Source organism: Burkholderia sp. NLJ2 (assembly GCF_049487195.1).
GTDB lineage: Bacteria > Pseudomonadota > Gammaproteobacteria > Burkholderiales > Burkholderiaceae > Burkholderia > Burkholderia pyrrocinia.
In genome coordinates this window covers 916561-940065 of the sequence record NZ_CP137808.1, presented here as the reverse complement: position 1 = coordinate 940065, position 23505 = coordinate 916561, and the positions used below count along the sequence as shown (strand labels likewise).

General features: G+C 65.9%; 19 protein-coding genes and 1 pseudogene. 8 read left to right on the top strand and 12 right to left on the bottom strand.

The features are described from left to right. Window positions 1–223: 223 nt before the first annotated feature. Window positions 224–289, bottom strand: a pseudogene (locus tag R9B84_RS04275) (ESPR domain-containing protein); the annotation flags it as partial. 427 nt (window positions 290–716) lie between these two features. On the opposite strand from R9B84_RS04275, the gene R9B84_RS04270 reads away from it, so the two are divergent. Next, the gene (locus tag R9B84_RS04270; protein WP_423759339.1) at window positions 717–923 is read left to right on the top strand and encodes a hypothetical protein; all 207 of its coding nucleotides are present in this window, start codon (window positions 717–719) and stop codon (window positions 921–923) included. 210 nt (window positions 924–1133) lie between these two features. Here R9B84_RS04270 and R9B84_RS04265 read toward each other — a convergent pair whose 3' ends face one another. Beyond that, a complete protein-coding gene (locus tag R9B84_RS04265) occupies window positions 1134–1442 on the bottom strand; it encodes an H-NS family nucleoid-associated regulatory protein (RefSeq protein ID WP_423759338.1) in 309 nt (102 codons plus the stop codon). Window positions 1443–1921: 479 nt separating this feature from the next. On the opposite strand from R9B84_RS04265, the gene R9B84_RS04260 reads away from it, so the two are divergent. Further along, window positions 1922–2632, top strand: a complete 711-nt coding sequence (locus R9B84_RS04260) for a response regulator transcription factor (protein WP_423759337.1) — start codon at window positions 1922–1924, stop codon at window positions 2630–2632. 1217 nt (window positions 2633–3849) lie between these two features. Here R9B84_RS04260 and R9B84_RS04255 read toward each other — a convergent pair. After that, window positions 3850–5412: a tetratricopeptide repeat protein gene (locus tag R9B84_RS04255; protein ID WP_423759336.1), complete on the bottom strand. Its 1563-nt coding sequence runs from the start codon at window positions 5410–5412 to the stop codon at window positions 3850–3852. Window positions 5413–6485: 1073 nt separating this feature from the next. On the opposite strand from R9B84_RS04255, the gene R9B84_RS04250 reads away from it, so the two are divergent. The 6 genes from R9B84_RS04250 to R9B84_RS04225 all read left to right on the top strand — a co-directional run bounded on the left by R9B84_RS04250 (window position 6486) and on the right by R9B84_RS04225 (window position 14257). After that, a complete protein-coding gene (locus R9B84_RS04250) occupies window positions 6486–7952 on the top strand; it encodes a carbohydrate porin (protein WP_423759335.1) in 1467 nt (488 codons plus the stop codon). 67 nt (window positions 7953–8019) lie between these two features. Beyond that, window positions 8020–9153: a hypothetical protein gene (locus R9B84_RS04245; protein WP_423759334.1), complete on the top strand. Its 1134-nt coding sequence runs from the start codon at window positions 8020–8022 to the stop codon at window positions 9151–9153. Window positions 9154–9164: 11 nt separating this feature from the next. After that, a complete protein-coding gene (gene efeB, locus R9B84_RS04240) occupies window positions 9165–10472 on the top strand; it encodes an iron uptake transporter deferrochelatase/peroxidase subunit (protein WP_423759333.1) in 1308 nt (435 codons plus the stop codon). Between the two features lie 71 nt (window positions 10473–10543). Next, a complete protein-coding gene (locus tag R9B84_RS04235; RefSeq protein ID WP_423759332.1) occupies window positions 10544–11578 on the top strand; it encodes an iron ABC transporter substrate-binding protein in 1035 nt (344 codons plus the stop codon). Between the two features lie 2 nt (window positions 11579–11580). Then, window positions 11581–13179, top strand: coding sequence for an ABC transporter permease (locus R9B84_RS04230; RefSeq protein ID WP_423759331.1), 1599 nt, complete (start codon window positions 11581–11583; stop codon window positions 13177–13179). 28 nt (window positions 13180–13207) lie between these two features. Beyond that, window positions 13208–14257 carry an ABC transporter ATP-binding protein gene (locus tag R9B84_RS04225; protein ID WP_423759330.1) on the top strand — a complete coding sequence of 350 codons (1050 nt, stop codon included), beginning with the start codon at window positions 13208–13210 and terminating at the stop codon, window positions 14255–14257. Window positions 14258–14293: 36 nt separating this feature from the next. Here the strand turns inward: R9B84_RS04225 and R9B84_RS04220 are convergent, their stop codons facing one another. The 9 genes from R9B84_RS04220 to R9B84_RS04180 form a co-directional block, all read right to left on the bottom strand. Beyond that, window positions 14294–14809 (bottom strand): SRPBCC family protein, encoded by a 516-nt coding sequence (locus R9B84_RS04220; protein ID WP_423759329.1) that lies wholly within the window; start codon window positions 14807–14809, stop codon window positions 14294–14296. Between the two features lie 44 nt (window positions 14810–14853). Continuing rightward, window positions 14854–15486 carry a LolA family protein gene (locus R9B84_RS04215; RefSeq protein WP_096472603.1) on the bottom strand — a complete coding sequence of 211 codons (633 nt, stop codon included), beginning with the start codon at window positions 15484–15486 and terminating at the stop codon, window positions 14854–14856. Further along, window positions 15483–15902, bottom strand: a complete 420-nt coding sequence (locus R9B84_RS04210; RefSeq protein WP_423759958.1) for a quinol oxidase — start codon at window positions 15900–15902, stop codon at window positions 15483–15485. The genes R9B84_RS04215 and R9B84_RS04210 overlap by 4 nt, the downstream gene beginning before the upstream one ends. A 34-nt stretch (window positions 15903–15936) precedes the next feature. Then, on the bottom strand, window positions 15937–16719 hold the full coding sequence (locus tag R9B84_RS04205) for an anti-sigma factor family protein (RefSeq protein WP_423759328.1): 783 nt from the start codon (window positions 16717–16719) through the stop codon (window positions 15937–15939). Further along, window positions 16716–17231, bottom strand: coding sequence for a sigma-70 family RNA polymerase sigma factor (locus tag R9B84_RS04200; protein ID WP_423759327.1), 516 nt, complete (start codon window positions 17229–17231; stop codon window positions 16716–16718). The genes R9B84_RS04205 and R9B84_RS04200 overlap by 4 nt, the downstream gene beginning before the upstream one ends. A gap of 25 nt (window positions 17232–17256) precedes the next feature. Further along, window positions 17257–17616, bottom strand: coding sequence for a hypothetical protein (locus tag R9B84_RS04195; RefSeq protein WP_423759326.1), 360 nt, complete (start codon window positions 17614–17616; stop codon window positions 17257–17259). 312 nt (window positions 17617–17928) lie between these two features. Beyond that, the gene (locus tag R9B84_RS04190) at window positions 17929–20526 is read right to left on the bottom strand and encodes a beta strand repeat-containing protein (protein WP_423759325.1); all 2598 of its coding nucleotides are present in this window, start codon (window positions 20524–20526) and stop codon (window positions 17929–17931) included. Window positions 20527–21039: 513 nt separating this feature from the next. Further along, window positions 21040–22284 carry an NAD(P)/FAD-dependent oxidoreductase gene (locus R9B84_RS04185; protein ID WP_423759324.1) on the bottom strand — a complete coding sequence of 415 codons (1245 nt, stop codon included), beginning with the start codon at window positions 22282–22284 and terminating at the stop codon, window positions 21040–21042. Between the two features lie 67 nt (window positions 22285–22351). Beyond that, window positions 22352–23131, bottom strand: coding sequence for an ABC transporter substrate-binding protein (locus R9B84_RS04180; protein WP_423759323.1), 780 nt, complete (start codon window positions 23129–23131; stop codon window positions 22352–22354). Between the last annotated feature and the right edge of the window lie 374 nt (window positions 23132–23505).

Genomic DNA, 23505 nt, shown 5'->3' with positions numbered 1-23505 from the left:
CGCTAAATCCATACGTAGTCGCAGCATTGCCATTACAATTTCCAATGTCCCCCGCCCACGCCTCATTGGGCAACACTCCTGTCGTCAGGATTCCAGCCACAGCCAGGAATCCCAAGACACCCTGCCTGAACCGCATCGTCTGCACGCAAGATGCGCTCCGGCCAGGCGCATTCACACTTCCCTGCAAGCAAACGCTCTTGGAAGCCTTACCGCGCGCGTGCGTCAACTCGGACGCCGCTATCCACGCACCCAGCGCTTCACTCCAAATGCTTCGATATATTTTGTTCATAATAATTAGGTCCCCACGAGGATTTTCTTCAAAACTGACGCCCTAGCCGGCCAGCTCAGCGCCAATGGTTTCCTTGGTCCAGGTGATGATGCGTCGCCATCGGTACTTCAGTCGTCGCTACACAATCCCGATCTTTTTGAGCTCGGTCTGCAGGCAGACAAATACATCAGTACAACTTAGTAATCATTCATCTACAGATTCCGCGTCACTTCATCGATGCCGTGCTCGACACTCACCTTGTCGAGCACAATCTCGGTCGGACGGCCATCGTTCGCCGCGATTAGATCCTCAATGAAACGTACGACGTTGAGCCATTGGTGCGCCTGACGTAAGTGGCATGGATCAGTGTGTATGCACCGTAATCCAAAGTGCCAAGAACACCACGTCTGCATTGCGCGTTATTCGATTTCGTAACACAAGCCTCGTAGTGACCGACTACGCCGACCCACGGCGATCCGCAAAAGCTCACCTCATCGAGATAGAGCAGGCAAATGGCGTCTTCATGCACGGCCTGCTGCAAATCTTCTCGAGTGGTCTGTTCCGCAGCGAATGTCTCCGGGTCGCACTTTTACTTGACCAGCAGCCCAATCACGCCCTGTTCGCGCCACGCGTGGCCCAATTGCAGACCGACTAGCCGCTCAAGCCCGAGATTCGCGCCAACGGCCGCCGGACAAAGCTTGCCGTCTGCTAAAGCGTCAGCAGCGCTGCGCCTCGCGCACGCATGCCCTGATACAGGCAACTGATCGATACTTGTTGCAAGGTCTGCACTTCGATTTCACTAGCGACGCAAACGCCTGGAGGCGTGGAACATCCGACCTTCACTTCACTTCAAAGATCGAGCGCCTCAATCTTCACGATCAAAACTGGATATCTCGAACTGCTTGCGATCCTTGTCGCGAATCCACTCGGGCGCACGCCCTACCCCCGACCATGTCGCTCCGCTGACAGGATCAAAGTAGCGCGGCCGCCGCTTGGTCGCATGACGCAGGACATCGACAGCAAAAATATCCTCCGGAACAAAACCGAACTCTCGAATGCAATACTTGATCTCGAGCAAAATCGCCTCCATGGCAATTCGTCGCTCCTCAGCAATCCGAGACTCCAGTTTCGATTTTGTATCCAGATACTGTCGATATGACTCCAGCTTGCTCATTTAGATAATTACAAACCGCCATTCGTCATCAAAAAAAGATGTCGATCGAGTCAACAACCCGAAAACATCACTCGACTCGCTCCATCTTTCGTTACTTGTCGCGGCGGAATCGCAAGACTAGCGGCAGCGAATGATTATCCGTTGCCCAGCCCTACGAACAATCCCAGCCACAAACATATCCGGAGCGGACCCTACACCTGCTTCAACAATCCGTATGACGCATCGTATATCGGTGATGAGCAGCAATTGACAACACTTGTCACACACCAATTGCTCCCCAATTAATCCAATTAGTTCATAAAAGTTGACAAAAGGACTGTCGAGAAATGCCACTCTATTACGCAAATCAGACCTGCTACACGGCCACGAGGCATTAAATCAGATCATTGCAATCTCCTTTCGAATCACTCATAAAGTTATTCAGCTCCAATGCAAGCAGGCATGCGCGGATTCGAGCAACACGATGAAAAATGGTGCCAATGAAAATTCTTGCCGTTGACGACGAGCCAGCACAGGCGGCGCTTCTCCGCGACACACTGATCGTCGAGGGATTCGATGTACGGAGCGCCACCGCGGGCGCAGAGGCCATCCGTTTCCTCGAAACCGACACCGTCGATCTGGCCGTGCTTGACTGGAACTTGCCGGATATCTCCGGACTGGAAGTCCTCGCCTGGATTCGCACACGAATCGGCAGAGATCTCCCCGTGCTGTTCCTGACGAATCGCGTGCGCGAGGACCAGCTCGTCGTCGCGCTCGAGGCAGGCGCCGACGACTACATGGTCAAGCCCATCCGTCGCCATGAATTGATCGCACGCGTACGTGCTCTGCTGCGACGGGCCTATCCGGTGAATTCAAAGCCGGCATCGATCAATATTGGTCGTTACCGTCTGGATCTCGTGACCGAGACCGCGTTCTTGAGCGACGAGCCAATCAAACTGACATCTCGAGAGTTCACCGTTGCCGTTGTGCTATTTCAGAATTGTGGCCGCGCAATGCCACGAGACGCGCTGATCAAGTCGATCTGGGGGCGCCATAGCGACCATATTTCCCGGTCGCTCGACACCCATATCTATCGTGTGCGATCGAAGTTGCGAATCGGCCCCGAAAACGGTGTTCGACTTCGCGCTGTCTACAATCACGGTTATCGGCTGGAGTTGCTCGATCCCAACCACACGCACGATGCAGAATAGGGGCTGTCGTCACCCGCGCCAAAGACAACCCTACGTGACCGAGGAGCTGTCACGCTTCGTTCCTGCCGGGTGAACACTGAGGGCTTGCAGTCAGGAATTGGCGTCACCCTGACCGCCGCGCAAACCATGTGCTGGTTACACGATACGGCATCAGTGATCGACGTGCCGTTGACCATGGTTTCCCTCTCTGCTGGTACCGCCAGTTTCCAGGCGAGCGCCGTGACGCTCAGAATTCGATACAGGGAACGTTGCATTTTTCAACCTCACAACGGAACGTCGTTTCCGGCATCGGTACGATCGTGACCGGCACGGGAGACTGCACGAGCCGCCGTTACCGAGCCTGCTCGCGCGGCGGCCTGATAATCGGCTTCGTCGAGCCTTGAATCAGTCGAGACGCAAGTGGCATGGGCTCACCATGTTTGGGGCGATCGGCTAGCCAGGCCACGCAGACGGCCAGCGCAATCGCGCTCCCCCACAATGTCAACAGAACACGCATCCTCACCTCACCTTCACCGGCTTGGCCGCGGCCTGCGAGATTTTCGCCCTCGGTTTCGGTACCGTTTCGAGGACAACCACCAGCGTCACGACAAGCCCGCAGATCAGAAGACCGCACATCCCGAGCATTGCTTTATTCATTTCTGCGCCCCCCCCTGCATCGTTTGACCGAATGCACCGATCGAGCCGCACGGGCGACCGTGCACGGACGCTCGAATCACACCCGGAAGGCTCGACGCGATTCGATCGCCCGATGACCGGCCACTGAATGCGTCCTGGTGACGGTCGCGTCGCCCTTGATACCGTCGATCGCGATGAAGTTGCCGTTGGCATGACGAGGTGCATCGGTCGTTGGCTATCTCGAGTCCCGATGGAAAACCGGGCCTTTCGGCGATCCCTGAACGCATCTGCGGCGATATCACTTGTTGCCCACAACGCCGTTGCGCAACGCGCAACAGAGGTTCGTCGTTGATCTTCGGGGAAAAGGTCAGCTTCAATTTCTCACCATTCAATTCATCAGGAATACAAAATAATAAGTGGAGAATCCGATTTCACCCGAGATACCGAAGCATCATCATATTGGAGCGGACTCTCGACAATTCACGCGTTTGCGTCGCCCGACCACAACCGGCCGGCAGTCGCCCGACACGGTCGCCCGAAATGCCCGAAAGCCGCCGGCCGGAATGGCCCAGGAGACGGTTCCGCTTGCTCCATTTGGTCGACTAGTCGCGCCAATACGCCCTCTCCGCCGACAAAGCCGTAGCGTTGAACTCCAACTCGGACAAGACGCGCTCGATTACCTCGGTCCAGTTTCCGCGTGAGGTCTGGGAAAAGATTCGCATGCCTGGATACCACGGACTATCATCGCGATTGCGCAACCAGCGCCAGCAGCCCGCATACCGGTTCAGTAACCACACGCGCTTCCCCATGGCTGCGGCCAGATGAGCGACCGCGGTGTCAACGGAAATGACGAGATCCAGCGCGTCGATGAGGGCTGCGGTATCGGCAAAATCCCTCACTTCGTGCATCCAGTCGACTACATGTGGATACTTCTCGTGGGATAGCGCTTTCGAAATGTCATCTGCCTTCTGCAGACTGATCCAGTGCGCCCCACGCCACGCGAGCAATGGCGCCATCGTCTCCAGGTTGATACTGCGCCGGTGATCTTCGGCCAAGCCCGAATGCCCTCCCGCCCAGACCACCCCGATGCGTGGCAAGGTACTTGGCGCCAACGTTGCCACTTTCGATGACCATTTTCGCGACCGTCGGCGATCGGCGTACAAATAAGGCAGTTCGGCGGGAATGTTGTCTACTCGCGTTCCGAACGCCATGGGCAGCGACAGGAGCGGGCAATACCAGTCCCATCGAAGTGCGTTGAATGGCTTGTCTTCGAGCAGCGTCAGATTGGGCCACCGGGAGCAGAGCGAATCGGTCAGCAACCGACGCAACGGTTCCGGACATATGAATCCAACTGCCGTGAAATGTCCGAGCGCCATTTCGAGATATCGGCAAAATTGCAGCGTATCGCCAAAGCCCTGCTCGGCCAAAACGAGCAGGCGGTTTTCGCCTGGCGGTAGCCCTTGCCCCAGCCACCGACGGATCGGCATGGCAGGAGGCTTGATCCCTGGAGGCGAATCGCCCACTCGAACGGTTGCCCATCGGTGTTCGAAATATGGCCAGGCTTCCCCGTAGTCGCCGGTGCAAAGCAATGCATATCCGAGATTGGCGTGAGCTACGAGATTGTTTCGATTCAACGAGATTGCTTGACGATACGCATTGATCGCCAGGTCGATTTTTCCTAACTGGTAGAAACACACGCCCAAATTGCTATGACCATCCGAACGCGCTGGATAACGTTCAATCGTGCGTCGGCAAATATCGCGGGCGTCTTCCGGCTTGTCATCCAGATCCAAGGCCATAAACAGGTTATACAGCAGCTTCGAAGTGTCCAGATCCGGCTGATGATCTTCGGCAAACGCCAGACCGCTTCGCGCGCTTGCTACCGCCTGAGGAAATGCCTTCAATCGGACTTGCGCCACGCTCAGGCTGTTGTAGAAGACTGCGTTGGGAGACGCGTCAATAGCCCTCTTGAACCAGTCCTCGGCCTCCTCAGCCTTGTTCAATGAAAAAGCGATCAGCCCTCTCAGATGCAGGACATCACCGCTTGAGGGGTACGCGTTCAGAACGTCCTCGACGAGCTGAAGAGCGAGTTCAAGCTGGCCAGTGTTATAAGCGCCGATGGCCCTTTCATAGCACAGCTGGATATCGTCGATACTCGAATCCATAGGAACCCCGATCAGCAACCCACGGTAGTGAACGTTCCGCAGCGCAGTCCGGAATCGGGATATGGATGATGGATATCCACTATCGCCTCAATACCGATTTTCCAGCGGTGCATGGGCGCGCGTCAGAAACCGCCTATTTCCAGGGGACTCCTTCCAACGTCGACGTGTCAGGTTGAAGATGCAAACAGACCTCTATTCATTACCGAATAAACAATATCCAGAGATCGGTCGTGGCCGAACACCGTCCAAGGGAATCCCGCCCCCTGCCCCCCACGATGAGAAAAAGAGCCAAGCGTGAGCTTGGCGCCAAATCCGAGGGGAAGTGCTCCGGTGACAGAGCATTGACGATGGTACGCGTCCGCACACGGCGACATTTGAACGATTGTCACATTCAGAAAGAGGGATCATTTGCGGCCTTCGGCAATCATTGTCACCGGCCTGCGAGAACCGCCCGTTCAAATTTAAACGAACCTCCGGCTCAACGATGGAAGCGCGCCTCGCCTGGCAGCCTCGTCTCAGCAACGGGATCCGTCCGAATTTGAACGAGCCTCGACAACCGTCGTCGGAGCCCTGCACGAAAACGACAAAAAACCTTTCAACGCAAACCCTGAGAAACGCCCGCCAGTCTGGCCGGCAGGCGCGCGTCGCTCGCGAACGTCGCCCGCCCCGTCCGGATACACGGAAAGCACGGAGTTCTTTCGGCCGGCGACATCGCATAATGAATCGGGTAGCAATGCCGATTGCGTCCGATGGAACGCGCCACCTGGCGCACGTCGGACGGTTCCTGCGTCGCCCACCGCGGAACCCCCGGTTGCACGACAGCATTCATTTTCATTACGACCATCCTTACGGTTTACCTCTGCGCTAAACACACGATGCACCCTGTCCGTAAGAACTCGGATTACATTCAGTAATCTAGATGCGAATCATTCTCGTTTACATTGACTTTCCCATTCGACACTCCTACGATGCGCCGCGTTGCGTTCATCTTCGTGCCCTGGCCAATCGGCGCCGAGCGTTCGGATAGCGCCTTAAAAGCAGGACTCCAGATTAAAGAAAACCAGGGGTTTGATATGAAGTTCGTGTCGTTCCACGGAGACCGCATCCGCGCCCGGATGCGCCCCGCCGCCTGTGCGGCCGTCCTCGCGTGCGCATCGTTCGCGAGCGGCGCCACGTTCGCCGCCACGCCGGTCGACGCGCAGCCCGAAGCGCCCGAGGCCGACCTCGCGATCCAGGCGAAGCCGACCAACATGTGGACCGGCATCTGGACGCGCCAGAGCCTGCTCGGCGACATGGGCGGCATCCGCCCGTGGCTCGGCAAGTACGGCGCGACGCTGCAGATCACCGAAACCAGCGAATACCTCGCGAACCTGCGAGGCGGCCTGAACCGCGGCGGCGCGTACGACGGGCTGACGACGGCGACGCTGACGGTCGATACGCAAAAGGCGATCGGCCTGCCCGGCGGCACGTTCAACGTCAGCGCGCTGCAGATCCACGGCACCAACCTGAGCACGCGGAATCTCGGCACGCTCAACACCGCGAGCGGCATCGAGGCGCAGGGCACGACGCGGCTCTGGGAGCTGTGGTACCAGCAATCGTTCCTCGACAAGCGCGTCGACGTGAAGATCGGTCAGCAGAGCCTGGACCAGGAATTCATGGTCAGCACGTATGCGAACACGTTCGTCAACACGATGTTCGGCTGGCCCGCGCTGCCGTCGTACGATTTGCCGAACGGCGGCCCCGCGTATCCGCTCGCGGGCCTCGGCGTGCGCGTGCGTGCGCAGATCACGCCGAAGCTCACCGCGCTCGCGGGCGTGTTCGACGGGGATCCGCTCGGCAACAACCCGAACAACCTGAGCGGCACGAACTTCAACCTGCACAACGGCACGCTCTACATCGGCGAGCTGCAGTACGCGCTGAACCAGCCGTCCGACGGCGAAATGGATACCGGCCGCTCGAACGGGCTGCCGGGCACCTACAAGATCGGCGTCTGGTATCACAACGGCCGCTTCGCGGACCAGAACACCGGCACCGACGGGCTGTCGCTCTCGGATCCCGCGTCGAACGGCAGCGCGCGGCAGCACCACGGCGACTACAGCTTCTATGCGGTGGCCGACCAGATGATCTGGCGTCCGGACCCGACCGGCCCGAGGAGCCTCGGCGTGTTCGCGCGCGTGATGGGCGCGCCGGGCGACCGCAACCTCGTCAGCCTCGCTGCCAATGCCGGCATCGTGCTGAAGGCGCCGTTCGAAGGCCGCGACAACGACAGCGTCGGCCTCGCCGTCACCTACATCCAGGTCGGCAGCCACGTGACCGACCTCGACCGGGCCGCGCGGTCGTTCGCGACCGGCCCGTACGGCGTGCGCACCCGCGAGACGACCGTCGAGGCGACCTACCAGTACCAGGTCAACCCGTGGTGGGTGATCGCGGCCGACGCGCAATACACGTTCAACGCCGGCGCGGGCCAGAACCCGAGCGACGCGACCCAGCCGCTGCGCAACACGTTCGTGCTCGGTGCGCGCACGACGATCACGTTCTGAGCGCCGCGCCCACGCTACCCGTTTTTCGCGCACCGCTGCGGCGGCGCGTCCCCCAGGAGAGACCCAGATGATTCAATCCGCCCCGCTTCGCCGCCTCGCGACGGGCGCACTGGCCGCCGCCGCGCTGACGGCCGCCGCCGGCGCGTTCGCCGAGCCGCAAGGCTTCCTCGAGACGCTGCATCGCCATACGCTGCTCGTCAACACGGTGCCCGACAACGGCGACCAGAACCCGTACGCGATCGCGGTCGCGCCGGTGTCGGCCGGCACGATCCAGGCCGGCGACGTGCTCGTCGACAACTTCAACAACGCGGCGAACCTGCAGGGCACCGGCAGCACGATCGTCAACTACCGCCCGTCGACGAAGCAGATGAGCCTGTTCGCATCGATTCCGCGCGACCTGAAGGCGTGCCCCGGCGGCGTCGGCCTGTCGACCGCGATGACGATGCTGAAGTCGGGCTGGGTGATCGTCGGCAGCACGCCGAGCAACGACGGCACGACGTCGACGAAGGGCGCCGGCTGCCTGATCGTGCTCGATCCGCAAGGCAAGATCGCATCGACGTGGTCGAGCCCGAACATCAACGACCCGTGGGGCAACATGGCCGTGGTCGACCGCGGCGACAGCGCGACGCTGTTCGTCAGCATGGCCGGCTTCGGCGTCGGCGGCGCGGACGGCAACCCGCCCGTCTACAAGCAGGCGACCGTGCTGCGCGTCGACGTCGACGTGCCGGCCGGCAAGCCGCCCGTCATCAAGCATGAAACGGTCGTCGCAAGCGGCCTCGGCGCGCAGGCCGACAAGGGCGTGTTCCTCGTCGGCCCGACCGGCCTCGCGCTGTCGGGCAACCAGAAGAAGCTGTACGTGTCGGACGCGATCGGCAACCGGATCGTCGAGATCGACGATCCGCTCACGCGCGACACGAGCGCGGGCGTAGGCCGCCAGGTCACGGCCGACGGCTTCCTGCGCCGCCCGCTCGCGCTCGCGACCGCGCCGAACGGCCACCTGCTCGCGACCAACGCGCTGAACGGCCAGGTCGTCGAGATCGATCCGGCCGCGGGCAAGCAGCTCTATGCACGCTGGATCGACACCGACAAGGCGCAATCGCCGCCGGGCAACGGCGACCTGTTCGGGATCGCGATGACGCCCGAGGGTGACGGTTTCTATTACGTCCAGGACGACGTCAACACGCTGATGCTCGCGAAGTAACGGAGCCGACCATGGCAGACGATCTGAACCCGCCGTCGCGCCCCGCGCGCCGCGGCTTCCTGAAGGCCGGCGGCGCGGCGGTGGCCGTGGGCCTCGCGGCGGGCACGATGCCGGCCGCGCGCGCGGCCGATGCCGCCAGCCCGGCCGCCGCGGACGCGCACGCGCACGACGACGACCTCGAGCCGTTCTACGGCAAGCACCAAAGCGGCATCGTGACGCCGCAGCAGCGCAACGCGTATTTCGCGGCGCTCGACCTCGCGACCGACAAACGCGCGGACGTGATCGCGCTGCTGAAGACATGGACCGACGCGGCAGCGCGCCTGACGCGCGGCGATACCGCGCAGCCGCTGCCGGCGACCGGCGGCGACGACGCGGTGCCGGCCGACTCGGGCGACGCGCTTGGCATCGGTGCGTCGCGGCTGACGATCACGTTCGGCTTCGGGCCCGGCCTGTTCGCGGTCGCGGGCAAGGACCGCTACGGCCTCGCAAAGCGGCGCCCGGCCGCGCTAGTCGACCTGCCGCGCTTCAACGGCGACCAGCTGATTCCGGAGAAGACGGGCGGCGACCTGTTCATCCAGGCGTGCGCGAACGACGCGCAGGTCGCGTTCCATGCGGTGCGCCAGCTCGTGCGTCTCGGCGGCAAGGCCGTGCAGATGCGCTGGGGCCAGGCCGGCTTCACGTCCGGCAAGCCGGGCGAGACGCCGCGCAACCTGATGGGCTTCAAGGACGGCACGATGAACCCGTCGCGTGACGACCCGGCCGCGATGAACGAATTCGTGTGGGCCGGCAGCGAAGGCCCGGCGTGGATGAACGGCGGCACCTATACGGTCGTGCGTCGCATCCGCATCACGCTCGAACACTGGGACAACACCGAGCTCGGTTTCCAGGAGCAGGTGTTCGGCCGCAAGAAGTACAGCGGCGCGCCGCTCGGCGGCAAGCAGGAGTTCGAAGCGCTCGACCTCGACGCGGTCGACAAGGACGGCAATTCGGTGATCCCCGACAACGCGCACGCGCGTCTCGCATCGCCGCAGGTCAACAACGGCGCGCAGATCCTGCGCCGCGCGTATTCGTACAACGACAGCGCGAACTTCTACATCGAGCGCTGGCCGCCGTGGCGTCAGCAGACCGAGTACGACGCGGGGCTGATGTTCGTCGCGCACCAGCGCGACCCGCGCAAGGGCTTCATCCCGATCAACGAGAAGCTCGCGAAGCTGGACATCATGAACCAGTTCACCACGCACGTCGGCAGCGCGATCTTCGCGTGCCCGCCGGGCGCGCAACCCGGTTCGTACATCGGCGCCGCGCTGTTCGAAGCGTAATGACGTAACGACGCATCGACACGCAACGCACCCATTTTCCGGCCCGTCCGGACGCAACCCACGACGACGACATGAACACCTCACCCGTTAGCCGCCCGCTGCGGCACCTGATCTCCGCGGCCGCCGCCGCGCTCATGCTGACCGGCGCGCTGCACGTCACGCGCGCGCATGCCGCGACGCTCACGCTGTACAACGCGCAGCACGAGCAGGTCGTCAACCAGCTCGTGAAGGACTTCGAAGCGCAGAGCGGCATCACCGTGAAGGTGCGCTCGGGCGAAGGCCCGGCGCTCGCCGCGCAGCTCGTCGCGGAAGGCGACCGCACGCCGGCCGACGTGTACTTCACCGAGAACTCGCCCGAGCTCGTGCTGCTCGACCGCAAGGGCCTGCTCGCGAAGACCGACGGCGCCGCGCTGCAGGCGGTGCCCGCGCGCTTCAACCCGACCGACGGCAACTGGGTCGGCGTGCTCGCGCGCGAGAACGTGCTCGTCTACAACACCGCGAAGCTCCAGCCGCAGCAACTGCCCGCATCGCTGCTCGATCTCGCGAAGCCCGAATGGAAAGGCAAGGTCGGCGTCGCGCCGAGCGATGCGGACTTCCTGCCGCTCGTGAGCGCGGTGCTCGCGCTGCACGGCGAGGCCGCGACGCTGCAATGGCTGAAGGGCCTGAAGACCAACGCGCAGATCTTCGACGACGACGAAGGCGTGACGGCGGCCGTCAACCGCGGCGGCGTGCTGACCGGCATCGTCAACAACTACTACTGGGACCGCCTGCACGCCGAGCTCGGCGACAAGGCGACCAGGAGCGCGATCCATCACTTCGGCAACCACGACGTCGGCGCGGCCGTCAACGTGTCGGGCGCCGCGGTGCTGAAGGCGTCGAAGCGCCAGGCCGACGCGCAGAAGTTCGTCGAGTATCTCGTCAGCGAGCGCGCGCAGAAGCTGATGGCGGGCGGCCACATCAGCTTCGAGTATCCGCTGCACCCGGGCGTCGCACCCGACCCGATCCTGAAGCCGTTCAACGAACTGAGCCCGCCGGCGCTGACCTTCGAACAGCTCGGCGACGACAGCCAGGCCGGCAAGCTGCTGCGCCAGGCCGGCCTGCTCTGAGCATGAGCGACGCCGTGTCCCGCACGGCACGCACCGTACGCGACGGCGAGCGCACCGCGACGCGGCGGCGCCCGTCGCGCGCGCTCGTCGCCGCGGCCGCATGCGGGCCGCTCGCGATCCTGCTGCCGCTCGGCTTCACGCTGTATCGCGCGGCGACCTTCGGCGTCGACGACGCGATCGAGCTGCTGTGGCGCCCGCTCGTCGGCGAACTGCTCGTCAACACGCTGTCGATCACGCTCGCCGCGACGCTCGCGTGCACGCTGCTCGGCACGGCGGTCGCGTGGTTCATCGAGCGCACCGACCTGCCGGCGCGGCCGCTGTGGACCGCGCTCGCCGCCGCGCCACTTGCGGTGCCGCCGTTCATCACGAGCTATGCGTGGGTGTCGCTGAGCCTCGACCTGCAGGACTTCCTCGGCGCGCTGATCGTGCTGACATCCGCGTACTTCCCGCTCGTCTACCTGCCGGTGGCCGCCGCGCTGCGCGAGCTCGACCCCGCGCTCGAAGAAAGCGCGCGCACGCTCGGCTGCTCGCCGTGGCATACCTTCTTTCGCGTCGTGCTGCCGCAGTTGCGCCCCGCGCTGTGCGGCGGGATGCTGCTCGTCGCGCTCGGCGTGCTGTCCGAATTCGGCGCGTTCCAGTTGCTGCGCTTTCGCACGTTCACGACCGAAATCTATGCGGAATACCGCACCGCGTTCGACGGCGGCGGCGCATCGCTGCTCGGCTGCGTGCTGATCGCGCTGTGCCTTTTGTGCCTCGCGATCGAGGCGCGTGCGCGCGGCCATGCGCGCTACGGCCATACGCATCGCGCGGCACGCCGCGTCGCGATGCGCTATCCGCTCGGACGCTGGCGCGCCATCGCCGCAGCGGCATTCGCCGCGCTCGCGGCCGCGACGCTCGGCGTGCCGCTCGCGATGATCGGCTACTGGCTCACGCAACAGGGCGCGGCCGCCGTCACGCCGGCCGACGTATCGCCCGAACTGCTGTGGCAGGCCGCGCTCGCGTCGACCGGCTACGGCCTCGCGGCCGCGGTCGTCACGACGCTGCTCGCGCTGCCGCTCGCCTTCCTGCTGGTTCGTTATCCGGGCCGCGTCGCGACGTTGCTCGAACGCACGGCGATGACCGTGCAGGGCGTGCCGGGCATCGTCGTCGCGCTCGCGATCGTGTCGATCACGGTACGGCTGCTGCAGCCGCTCTACCAGAGCGCGCCGGCGCTCGTCGGCGCGTACGCGATCCTGTTCCTGCCGCTCGCGGTGGTCAGCGTGCGCGCGGCGCTGTCGCACGTGCAGGTCCGGCTCGAGGAAACCGCACGATCGCTCGGCCTCGGCTGGCACGCGACGCTCACGCGCGTGGTGCTGCCGCTCGCGGCGCCCGGCCTCGGCGCGGCCGCGACGATGGTGTTCATCTCGGTCGTGACGGAACTCAACGCGACGCTGCTGCTGTCGCCGATCGGTACGCGTACGCTCGCGACACAGGTGTGGAGCGATACCGCAACGCTCGCGTTCGCGGCTGCGGCGCCTTATGCGGCGCTGCTCGTCGCGCTGTCGCTGGGCGCTTCGGGACTGCTGTTCCTGCTGCTCGGCCGCGCGTCGGTACGCCACTGAGCGCCCCCCTTTTCCCCCGGAACCGCTCATGAGCGAACTACGCATCCACGGCCTGTCCAAATCGTTCGGATCGCATACCGTCCTGCACGACATCGACCTCACCGTGCGGCGCGGCTCGCGCCTCGCGCTGCTCGGCCCGTCCGGCAGCGGCAAGACGACGCTGCTGCGCGTGCTGTGCGGCTTCGAGCGCGCCGAGCGCGGCACCGTCGAGATCGACGGGCGCCGCGTGGCCGCGCCCGACGTGCACCTGCCGCCCGAACAGCGCCGGATCGGTTATGTGCCGCAGGAAGGCGCGCTGTTTCCGCACCTGTCGGTGGCCGACAACATCGCGTTCGGGCTGCCGCGCGCGGCACGGCGGCGCCATCATCGCGTCGACGAACTGCTCGAGATGGTCGGGTTGCCCGCGTCGTACGCGAACCGCGCGCCGCAGCAATTGTCCGGCGGACAGCAGCAGCGCGTTGCGCTCGCACGTGCGCTGGCGCCCGAGCCGTCGCTCGTGATCCTCGACGAACCGTTCTCCGCGCTCGACACGTCGCTGCGCCACGAAACGCGCAGCGCGGTCGCGGATGCGCTCGCCGCGGTGGGCGCGACGTCGGTGCTCGTCACGCACGACCAACCCGAGGCGATGACGCTCGGCGACGAAGTGGCGGTGATGTGGCAAGGCCGGCTCGTGCAGACGGCCGCGCCGCAGACGCTGTACCGGCAGCCCGTCACGCGCGACGTCGCGTCGTTCGTCGGGCAGGCCGTGCTGCTCGCGGGCCGCGTGCGCGACGGGCGCATCGCGTGTGTGCTCGGCGAACTGCCGCTCGTCGCGCCGCTGCCCGACGGGCCGGCCGACGCGATGCTGCGCCCCGAGCAGATCGGCATCGTGCCTGTCGTTCATGCCGACGCGGCGCGCGGCCATACGGCGCGCGTCGAAGCCGCGCAGTTCGCGGGCCAGGACGCCGACGTGCTCACGCGCCTCGATGCCGATGCCGACGTGTTCGTGCGCGTACGCGTGCCGGGACACCGGTGTCCGGCCGTCGGCGAACGCGTCGCGCTCGTCGTCGACGGTGCGGTGATGGCGTACGCGCGCTGAGCGGTGCGGCCCGGCGTCACGCGCCGTCACATGTCGTCACGCATCGGCGCAGCCCGCACCCGACAGCGGCCGGAAGGTCCGGCCCTCCGTCTCGACCGCCGCGCCCAGCAGCCGCGCGAGACCCTTCGCGCCTTCGCGCATCACGACGTCGTGATTCCATCGGAACAGCGGGCGCGCGAACGGCTCCAGCCAGTTCATCCAGCGCACGTGCGTGCGGATGTGCCAGTCGTAACGCACGACGGTGCATGCGCCGTCGCCGGTAAACGACCAGCATCCGTCGCCTTCGATCGCGCCGCTCGCGCGGCCTTCAAGCGCATGCGGCGGCTCGACGCGCTGCACGCGCATGTCGAAGGTCAGCCGGTACGGCAGCGCGCCCTTCCACGTATATCGGTGCAGTGCGCCGACGCCGTGCGCGTCGCCGTGCTCGATCTCGACGGTGCGTACCGCGCCCTTCCACCAGTCGGGCCAGCGGTCGACCTGGTAGATCGCGTCCCAGACCGCCGCGAGCGGGGCGTCCACACGCCAGGTCGTCGAGAACCGGTATTCCGCCATGCAGCCTCCGGCATGCGCGTCAGGGACATGAATCAGCGCACCGATCAGGGCGCGAAGAAGCGCTCGGGAAACGCGACGTCGATCTCGATATCGTCGAGCGTCACGGTTTCGAGCGGCACGTCGCCGTCGTCCGCGAAGCTGACGACCTTCCGCGGAAAGCCGTCCTCGGCGTCCAGCCACAGCCGGTAGCGATGCACGCCGTCGACCGCATGCGCGGGCGCGCCCGTGACCGACACGCGCAGCGCGGTCCGGCCGCCGACGGCCTCCTCGCCTTCGGTCACCGTCGCCCCGCCCTGCTGCAGCGCATGAACGTTGCGCAACAGTTCGCCGACGTCCGACCGGTCGACCCGGTGGCCGCTGCGGTCGCGCACCAGCGGATTGGACGGCGACAGCGTCAGCGCGGGCGGCGCATGCGCGCCGAACGGGCGCAGTCGCACCTTGCCGTCGTCGGGATCGTATGCAATGACCGCGCCGTGATGAGGCGACACGAAATCCATCCGGACGAAGCCGGGTTTCAGGTACGCGTAGCGGATTTCGGTGTGTTCGCCGCCCCGCGCCGACGAGCGGATCGTCGCGCGGTACGAGCGGACGTGGTCGAAATGCGCCTGCGCGACGGTCACGGGATCGGCTGTCATGCTCGCTCCTATCAGGCTCGCGGCCAGCAACGCGGCGATCACGGCGCCGCCTCGACGTCGAGCACGCCTTCCATCCCGCGCTCGCGATGGCTCCTGAAAAACAGCAGCCGATGCGTGCAATAGTAGGCGAACCGGCCCGGCTGCGCCGGCGTGAAGCGAAAGGTCTTCGGCGTCGTGCCGAGATCGGTGTGGACGGCGATGCCGGCCTGCGGCGCGTCGATCTCGAAACTGTGCGGCACCACGCCGGGCTCGGCCGACACGGTCAGCTCGACCGGCACGTGCGCGCGCACGATCACGTGATTCGGGCGGAAGAAATAGCTACCGCCGACGATCGTCACCCGCTGCACGCCGTCGGCGTCGACCGGCACGCGCACCGGCGCGGCGCCATCCGCCCGCACGAGCGGGGCACCCACGGCGAGCGCCGCCAGCAGTGGCATCAGCACGAACATCTTCGTCATCTTCATCGCACGCTCCCTGCCGCCACCGCGCGCGTCATCCTTTCCACGCATCGGTCGAGCCGCCGAGCGCGCCGCACGCTTCGATCGCGAGCTCGCGCAGGCGCCGTTCGTCGCCGCGGCCGGACATCGCATACCCCATGCCGCGATCCGACCAGAAATACGTGTAGCGACCGTCGGCCGACATCGCCTGCGGCGCGAGGTGCCGCGCGTCGTACGCGGTCATGTACAGCGTCACGCGCTCGCCGTCCGCGCGCTGGTACATGAACTGCGCAGCCGGCCCCGCTTCGCCGGGCAGCAACCGGCCGCCCAGCAGCACATAGCCGTATTCGTCGAGCGACGGCGCACGCACGGGCCGCCCGACGCGTGCCGACAGCCATGCGGCAAGGTGCGAGGGATCGCCCGCGCCGACCTCGACCGGATGCTCGCGATCGGCTGTGTACACCGCATACGCGACATCCGCGCGCGCAGCGAACGCCGGTTCGCCGCCGAACACGGCCCAGCCCGCGTGCAGCGCGACGCCGATCAGCAGCCCGGCCGCCAGCCCCGCGAACGCATACGCGAAAGCGCGCCGGCGCGGCGCACGGCGCTGCACGAACAGCGCGGGTGCAGCACCCGGCATCGGAAACAGCGCCTGCAGCGCGTCGCGCTGTGCGCGGTAATGCGCGAATCGTTCGGCTTCCTCCGGATCGGACTGCAGGCGCTCGAGCATCTCGTGCTGCTCGTGCCCGGACAGTTCGCCGTCCAGCAACGCGGACAGCAGTTGCGCCGACGCATCGTCGTCCCGATCCTTCGAAGGCTTGCGCGGTTCGTCCATCATGTCTTCCTGATTACCCGTAACGCGGTCGTGCCGTGCGCCGACGGCTCGTCCGACAGCAGTGCGCGCATCTGCCCGCGCGCCCGCGCGAGCCGCGACATCACCGTTCCCACCGGCACGCCCAGCACCTGCGCGGCGTCGCGATAGCTCAACTCCTCGAGCGCGACCAGCAGCAGCACCTCGCGCTGTTCGACGGGCAGCCGGTACAGCGCGCGCTGCACGTCGCGCAGCACCAGCCCGCCGATCTCGCCGGGCGGCGCGGCCATCGTCTGCCACGGCGCCGTCGCGTCGTCGACCGCGATCTCGTGCCGCGCACGCAACTGGTCAATGAAGCGGTGCCGCAGCAGCGTCAGCAGCCACGCACGCAGGTTGCCGCCGTCGCGCGGCGGCCGGTTCAGCGCACGTTCGAGCGTGTCCTGCACGAGATCGTCCGCCCAGGCCCGGTCGCCCGTCAGCGCACGCGCATAGCGCGTGAGATGCGGCAGCCACACCAGCAGGTCCGATTCGTAGCTCATCGATGCCTCGCGCGGCGCCGCGCGGTCACGGACGTGCAACGTGCCACATGCCGCCGATCCCGTCGCCGCCCGAATCGCCGGCCTTGTGGTCCATCTTCCAGCGATACAGCGGGCGCCCGTGGTACGCCCATTGCTTCTTGCCGTCGCCGCGCGTGACGAGGCTCCACGCACCCGACGCCTTGTCGTACGCGTCGGCGATCGCGGGCGGCCAGTTGGACGCGCACGCGCTGTCGCACGCGCTCTTGCCGGGCGCGTCGCGATCGAACACGTACAGCGTCATGTGATCTTCGTCGACCAGTTTCCCGTCGCCGACCTGTGGCGGTTCCGCGGCCGCCGGCCGCACGATCGCCGCCATCAGCGCAGCGGCGAAGAGCATCCGTTTCATTCCCGTTCTCCTTTTGACATGGCATCGCGACACGGCGGCGCCGGACGGGATGATCGGCTTCGTCGCGACCATTATCCCGCCGGGCGGTCGTGCCGGGACTCGGTATGTAAACGGACGGCGGCGGCCGGTTATTCCATGCCGCCCGGCGACGATCGGCGGCGGCACGTTATCGGCCATTCATGTGACGAAAGAAAGCGGGAAACCAAACGACAACGCGGCATGACATCGCTGTCATGCCGCGTTGCGCAACCCGTGTTGCACGGCCGTTGCGCACGGCGGCCGATACGGCGCCGCCGTGCGTTTCCGGCTCGTTTACTTCGGCAGGGCGCCGGTCAGCGACTGGAGCAGTGTCGTTACCGGTGCGAGCGGGTTGTTCGGCGAGCTGTTGCCCGAATGCGGCGTCACCGACAGGCTCGGTGCGGAACCGAGTGCCGTGCCCACCGACGTGCCGACCGCATTGACGACCGTCGCCGTCGAGTTGGCACCCGTCGTCAGCAGCGAGCCGACCGCGCCCGCCGTGCCGCCGGCCGCGTTCGCGCCCGAGCCGAGCAGGCTGCCGCCTGCCGCTGCCGTCGAACCGGCCGCGCCCGACAGCGCGCCGGCCGCCTGGCCGAGCGCCGCCGGACCGTTCGCGAGTGCGCCCGTCACCGAGCCCAGCGCACCGGTCAGTGCGCCGGCCGGGTTGCTGCCGCCCGTCAGGCCGTTCACCAGGTTCGTGATCGGTGCAATCGGGCTGTTGCCCGCCGCGCCCGTCAGCGTGCCGACGACCTGGTTCACAACGCCTTGCACCGGCGCCAGCGGGTTCGCGCCGCCGAGGTTGCCGAGGGCACCCGTCACCGAGTTCAGCGCGCCCGTCAGTGCACCGGCCGGATTGCCGCTGCCGAGCGTACCGACGACCTGGTTGACGACGCCCTGCACCGGCGCGAGCGGGTTCGTGCCGCCCAGCGAGCCGAGCGCGCCCGCGACGGAACCGACCGCGTTGCCGAGTGCGCCCGTGGCCGTGCCGACCGCGTTGCTCAGCGCCGCAGCCGGATTGCTGCCGCCGAGCGTACCGACGACCTGGTTGACGACGCCTTGCACCGACGCCAGCGGGTTCGAGCCGCCGAGGTTGCCGAGCGCGCCCGTCACCGAACCGAGTGCGCCGGTCAGCGCACCGGCGGGATTGCCGCCCGTCGGCAGCGCGTTCTGCAGGCCGTTGACGAGGTTCGTGATCGGCGCGATCGGGCTGCCACCGCCTGCGCCGGACAGCGTACCGACGACCTGGTTGACGACGCCCTGCACCGGTGCCAGCGGGTTCGCGCCGCCAAGTGCGCCCGTCACCGAGTTCAGCGCGTTCGTCAGTGCACTGGCCGGATTGTCGTTGCCGAGCGTACCGGCGAGTTGCGTGACGACGCCTTTCACCGGCGCGAGCGGGCTCCCTGCGCCGCCGACGTTGCCGAGCGTGCCCGTGATCGTGTTGACCGCGTTGCTCAGCGCGCCGGCCGGGTTACCGCTGCCGAGCGTGCCCGTGACCTGGTCGACGACGTTCTGGATCGGTGTCAGCGGGTTCGCGCCGCCGCCGATGTTGCCCAGTGCGCCCGTTACCGTGCCGAGGGCGCCCGTCAGTGCGCCTGCCGGGTTGTTGCCGCCGAGTGCGCCCGTCACCTGGTTGACGACACCCTGGACCGGCGCCAGCGGGTTCGCGCCGCCGCCGATGCCGCCCAGTGCGCCCGTGACCGTGCCAAGGGCTCCGGTCAGTGCACCGGCCGGATTGCCGCCCCCAAGCGCGCCCGTTACTTGATTCACAACGCCTTGGACCGGCGCCAGCGGGTTCGCACCGCCACCGATGCCGCCCAGTGCGCCCGTGACCGTGCCAAGGGCTCCGGTCAGTGCACCGGCCGGATTGCCGCCACCAAGCGCGCCCGTTACTTGATTCACAACGCCTTGGACCGGCGCCAGCGGGTTCGCACCGCCACCGATGCCGCCCAGTGCGCCCGTGACCGTGCCAAGGGCTCCGGTCAGTGCACCGGCCGGATTGCCGCCACCAAGCGCGCCCGTTACTTGATTCACAACGCCTTGGACCGGCGCCAGCGGATTCGTGCCGCCGCCGATACCGCCCAGCGCACCCGTGACCGTGCCAAGGGCACCGGTCAGTGCACCGGCCGGATTGCCGCCGCCGAGCGCACCCGTCACCTGATTCACCACACCCTGAACCGGCGCCAGCGGATTCGCGCCGCCGCCGATGTTGCCCAGCGCACCGGTCACCGTGCCGAGTGCACCGGTCAACGCGCCGGCCGGGTTGCCGCCACCGAGCGCACCCGTCACCTGATTCACGACACCCTGAACCGGCGCCAGCGGATTTGCGCCGCCACCGATGCCGCCCAGTGCGCCCGTTACCGTGCCAAGGGCACCGGTCAGCGCGCCAGCCGGGTTGCCGCTACCAAGCGCACCCGTCACTTGATTCACGACGCCTTGGACCGGCGCCAGCGGATTCGACCCGCCGCCGATACCGCCCAGTGCACCCGTGACCGTGCCAAGGGCACCGGTCAACGCGCCTGCCGGGTTGCCGCCACTCAGCGCTCCCGTCACCTGATTCACCACCCCCTGCACCGGCGCCAGCGGCTGCACCGTGCCGCCGCCACCGCCGAGTGCGCCCGTCACCGCCCCCACGGCGCCCGACAGCACCTGGCCGGGATCGCCGAGCGACGTCTGGATCGCGCCCGCCCCGCCCGCCGCCACTGTGACCGAGCCCAGCGGCGACGTGCCCGTCGCGACCAGCCCGACCGACACGCTGTTCGTCGGCGGATTGACGATTATTTGCGGGATCGGCAGCGAATCGAGGGCTCCCGCCATCGCGGAACCCGAAGCCAGTACCCCGAACACCGTCGCGACCGACAACGCCACACCCGTCAATTTAAGATTTTGTCCCATCCTTATTCACCCCATCTCGGTTGGCACTACGTTGATAAAGCATGGGGACGGATTGCACGAAGCGTGCCAATTCAAAAAAGCAGATTGATTCATCTGCCAATTGCCTGGCAATAACGCTTTTTTATGGATTTCAGGCGAAATACACGGGTTGCGGAGCCCGAATTGTCTGACGAAAAAGGCCGGCGGAACGCGGATGTAACGTAACGTTTGCGAGCCCCGTAGTAACGTGTTCCGGTACATTCCGCGTAACACCGGAACGTCCGTTCGAGATGGTGCCCTGCATCGTCAGGGCCGGCTGCCCACTGCGCATTTCAGCAATATGAAAATGCATTGATAAATCGCGAATTTACTGATTTTATTTATTGCGCGATTTCTTTCTTGGCGATTACGCAGATCATTTCCGATTACCCGGTTTTCGATAATTCGGATAGCCGATTGAAAAATTGTTGCGGCCGCATCGCAGCCGGAGCACGCGATGCAGCGCGCAGGGCGGCGGCCTGGGCCGCCGCCGGCTCAGCCGAAGCGCGCGGGCCGGTACGGATGGGGATCGATATAGGTCGGCGCGCCCGTCATCATTTCGGCGAGCAGGCGCCCGGTCGCGGGGCCGAGCGTGAGCCCGTGGTGACAATGGCCGAACGCGAACCACAGATGGCGATGGCGCGGCGCGGGCCCGATCACCGGACGCATGTCCGGCGTGCACGGCCGCATCCCGAGCCACGGTTCGGCATCGAGCCGCTCGCCGATGCCGAACGCGTCGCGCGCCAGCGGCTCGGCACGCGCGAGCTGCACACCGGTCGGCGGCGCGCCGCGCAGCGCGATCTCGACGCCGGTCGTGAGCCGCAGGCGGCCGCCTTCCATCGGCGCGACGACGAAACCTTCCTCGGTATCGCACACCGGCACGTTCAGCGGCGTGCGCGTCGGCCGGTAGTGCATGTGGTAGCCGCGCTTCACGCGCAACGGAATCCGGTAGCCGAGCGGCGCGAACACGTGATCGGACCACGGCCCGAGCGCGACCACGGCCGAGCGTGCAGAGATCGGCCCATGCTCGGTACTGACGCGCCAGCCGCCATCCACCTGGGCAAGCGTCTTCGCATCGCCGAGCACGAACGTGCCGCCGTCGCGTTCGAACAGCCGCGCGTAGGCTTTGGTCAGCCCGCCTGGGCTCGACACAGTCTTCGGGTCTTGCCAGTGGAATGCACCACAGAAGGCGTCGCCGACACCAGGCTCGCATTCGCGCAGCGCTCGCGCGTCGAGCACGGTCATCCGCAGCCCGTGCGCGTCGGCCACGCGCTGCTGCGCGCGCGTTTCCGCGTCGAACAGCGCGGGCGAACGGAATGCCTCGATCCACCCGCCGTCGTGCACGAGCGGCTGCGCGTCGGTGCGCACGAGCAGCGCATCGTGCTCGACGACGCTTGCCGCGACGAGCGGCAGCATGTCGCGCGCGGCGGCCGCGAGCCGCTGCGGCGACGATTCGCGCCAGAAGCGCGCGAGCCAGCCCGCATACGCGGGCAGCGCGCGGTAGTCCCAATAGAGATCGACCGAGCGGTTGCGCGCATAGCGCAGCAGCGTGCCGAGCCGGCGCGGAAACGCATACGGCACGACCGACGAGCGCTCGATCAGCCCGGCATTGCCGTGGCTCGTTTCCTCGCCGGGCGCGCGCCGGTCGACGAGCGCGACGCGCAGCCCGCGATCCTGCAGATGCAGCGCCGACGACACGCCGACGATGCCGGCCCCCAGAACGATGACGTCGAAATCCATGCTTCCCCGCCCAGCGTCGAGATTCGATGCGGCACGCGCCGGCCCCGCGGCCGGCGCGCGGCCGTGCTTACTTCGCGACGATGTCGCGCTTGAAGTACTTCTGCGACAGCGCGCCCAGCGTGCCGTCCTTCTTCAGCGCGTCGAGCGCGCCGACGATCTTCGCCTGCAGCGCCTTGTCGCCCTTGCGCAACCCGAAGCCCGTGCCCTCGCCGAGCGTGGCCGGATCCTTCAGCGGCTCGCCGACGATCTGGTAGTCGCGGCCGGCCGGCTTGTCGAGGAAACCGTCCTGTGCGGTCTGCGCTTCCTGCACGGCCGCGTCGAGACGCCCGGCGACGAGATCGGCGTAGATCTGGTCCTGGTCCTGATACGACACGACGGCCACGCCCGCATTGGCCCAGTGCGCCTTCAGGAAATCCTCCTGCGACGAGCCCTGCAGCACGCCGACGTGCTTGCCGTGCAGGCTCGCGACGTCGGGCCGCAGCGGCGAGCCGCGTTTGGCGACCATCACGATCGGCACCACGTAGATCGCCGGCGTGAAGTCGATGCTCTGCTTGCGCTTCGCGGTGATGTTCATCGCCGAGTTGATCGCATCGAACTTGCGCGCCTGCAGCGCCGGGATCAGGCCGTCGAACGAATTCTCGACCCACACGCATTTCATGTTCAGCTTCGCGCACACCGCGTTGCCGATGTCGACGTCGAAACCCTGCAACTGGCCGGCCGGCGTCTTGCTCTCGAACGGCGGGTAGGCGGCTTCGATCCCGAAGCGCAACGTGGACTGTTCCGCGTGGGCCGTGACGGCCGCGCATGCGAGCGCCGCGACGGCGCAGAGGGAAAGCTTCCAGTTCATGAGACGGTCCTTCCGTTCTGGATTGAGGCGATGACGATCGGTCGCGCGACGCCCTCGTCCGGGCGCCGGATCGGTATTCGACACAGGCGGCCGCCGCACGGCAACACGTCGTGTCCTGCACGCGAAATATAGACTCAAAGTCTACAATAGACTATAGGGGATACGAGAATCGTGCGCTGTCTCGGCGCGTCGAAATTTCGTCGACTGTCAAAACACCGTTGATTTCCCGAGGTTTTTCATGAAGACAGCAACGACGCAAAGTCTCGAAAAGAAAAATTCTCCAGATTGTGTTTGTCTATATTAGACTTTTCGTCCATCACGAACACCACCGGACACCGTCTTTCGAGACATTCCTGTCCGGCCCCGACCGGAGA

Bases quoted from the DNA above. Each gene is read 5' to 3' on its own strand.
- R9B84_RS04265 (WP_423759338.1), bottom strand. From the start codon at position 1,442: ATGAGCAAGCTGGAGTCATATCGACAGTATCTGGATACAAAATCGAAA.
- R9B84_RS04260 (WP_423759337.1), top strand. From the start codon at position 1,922: ATGAAAATTCTTGCCGTTGACGACGAGCCAGCACAGGCGGCGCTTCTC.
- R9B84_RS04255 (WP_423759336.1), bottom strand. From the start codon at position 5,412: ATGGATTCGAGTATCGACGATATCCAGCTGTGCTATGAAAGGGCCATC.
- R9B84_RS04250 (WP_423759335.1), top strand. From the start codon at position 6,486: ATGAAGTTCGTGTCGTTCCACGGAGACCGCATCCGCGCCCGGATGCGC.
- R9B84_RS04245 (WP_423759334.1), top strand. From the start codon at position 8,020: ATGATTCAATCCGCCCCGCTTCGCCGCCTCGCGACGGGCGCACTGGCC.
- efeB (WP_423759333.1), top strand. From the start codon at position 9,165: ATGGCAGACGATCTGAACCCGCCGTCGCGCCCCGCGCGCCGCGGCTTC.
- R9B84_RS04235 (WP_423759332.1), top strand. From the start codon at position 10,544: ATGAACACCTCACCCGTTAGCCGCCCGCTGCGGCACCTGATCTCCGCG.
- R9B84_RS04230 (WP_423759331.1), top strand. From the start codon at position 11,581: ATGAGCGACGCCGTGTCCCGCACGGCACGCACCGTACGCGACGGCGAG.
- R9B84_RS04225 (WP_423759330.1), top strand. From the start codon at position 13,208: ATGAGCGAACTACGCATCCACGGCCTGTCCAAATCGTTCGGATCGCAT.
- R9B84_RS04220 (WP_423759329.1), bottom strand. From the start codon at position 14,809: ATGGCGGAATACCGGTTCTCGACGACCTGGCGTGTGGACGCCCCGCTC.
- R9B84_RS04210 (WP_423759958.1), bottom strand. From the start codon at position 15,902: ATGACGAAGATGTTCGTGCTGATGCCACTGCTGGCGGCGCTCGCCGTG.
- R9B84_RS04205 (WP_423759328.1), bottom strand. From the start codon at position 16,719: ATGATGGACGAACCGCGCAAGCCTTCGAAGGATCGGGACGACGATGCG.
- R9B84_RS04200 (WP_423759327.1), bottom strand. From the start codon at position 17,231: ATGAGCTACGAATCGGACCTGCTGGTGTGGCTGCCGCATCTCACGCGC.
- R9B84_RS04195 (WP_423759326.1), bottom strand. From the start codon at position 17,616: ATGAAACGGATGCTCTTCGCCGCTGCGCTGATGGCGGCGATCGTGCGG.
- R9B84_RS04190 (WP_423759325.1), bottom strand. From the start codon at position 20,526: ATGGGACAAAATCTTAAATTGACGGGTGTGGCGTTGTCGGTCGCGACG.
- R9B84_RS04185 (WP_423759324.1), bottom strand. From the start codon at position 22,284: ATGGATTTCGACGTCATCGTTCTGGGGGCCGGCATCGTCGGCGTGTCG.
- R9B84_RS04180 (WP_423759323.1), bottom strand. From the start codon at position 23,131: ATGAACTGGAAGCTTTCCCTCTGCGCCGTCGCGGCGCTCGCATGCGCG.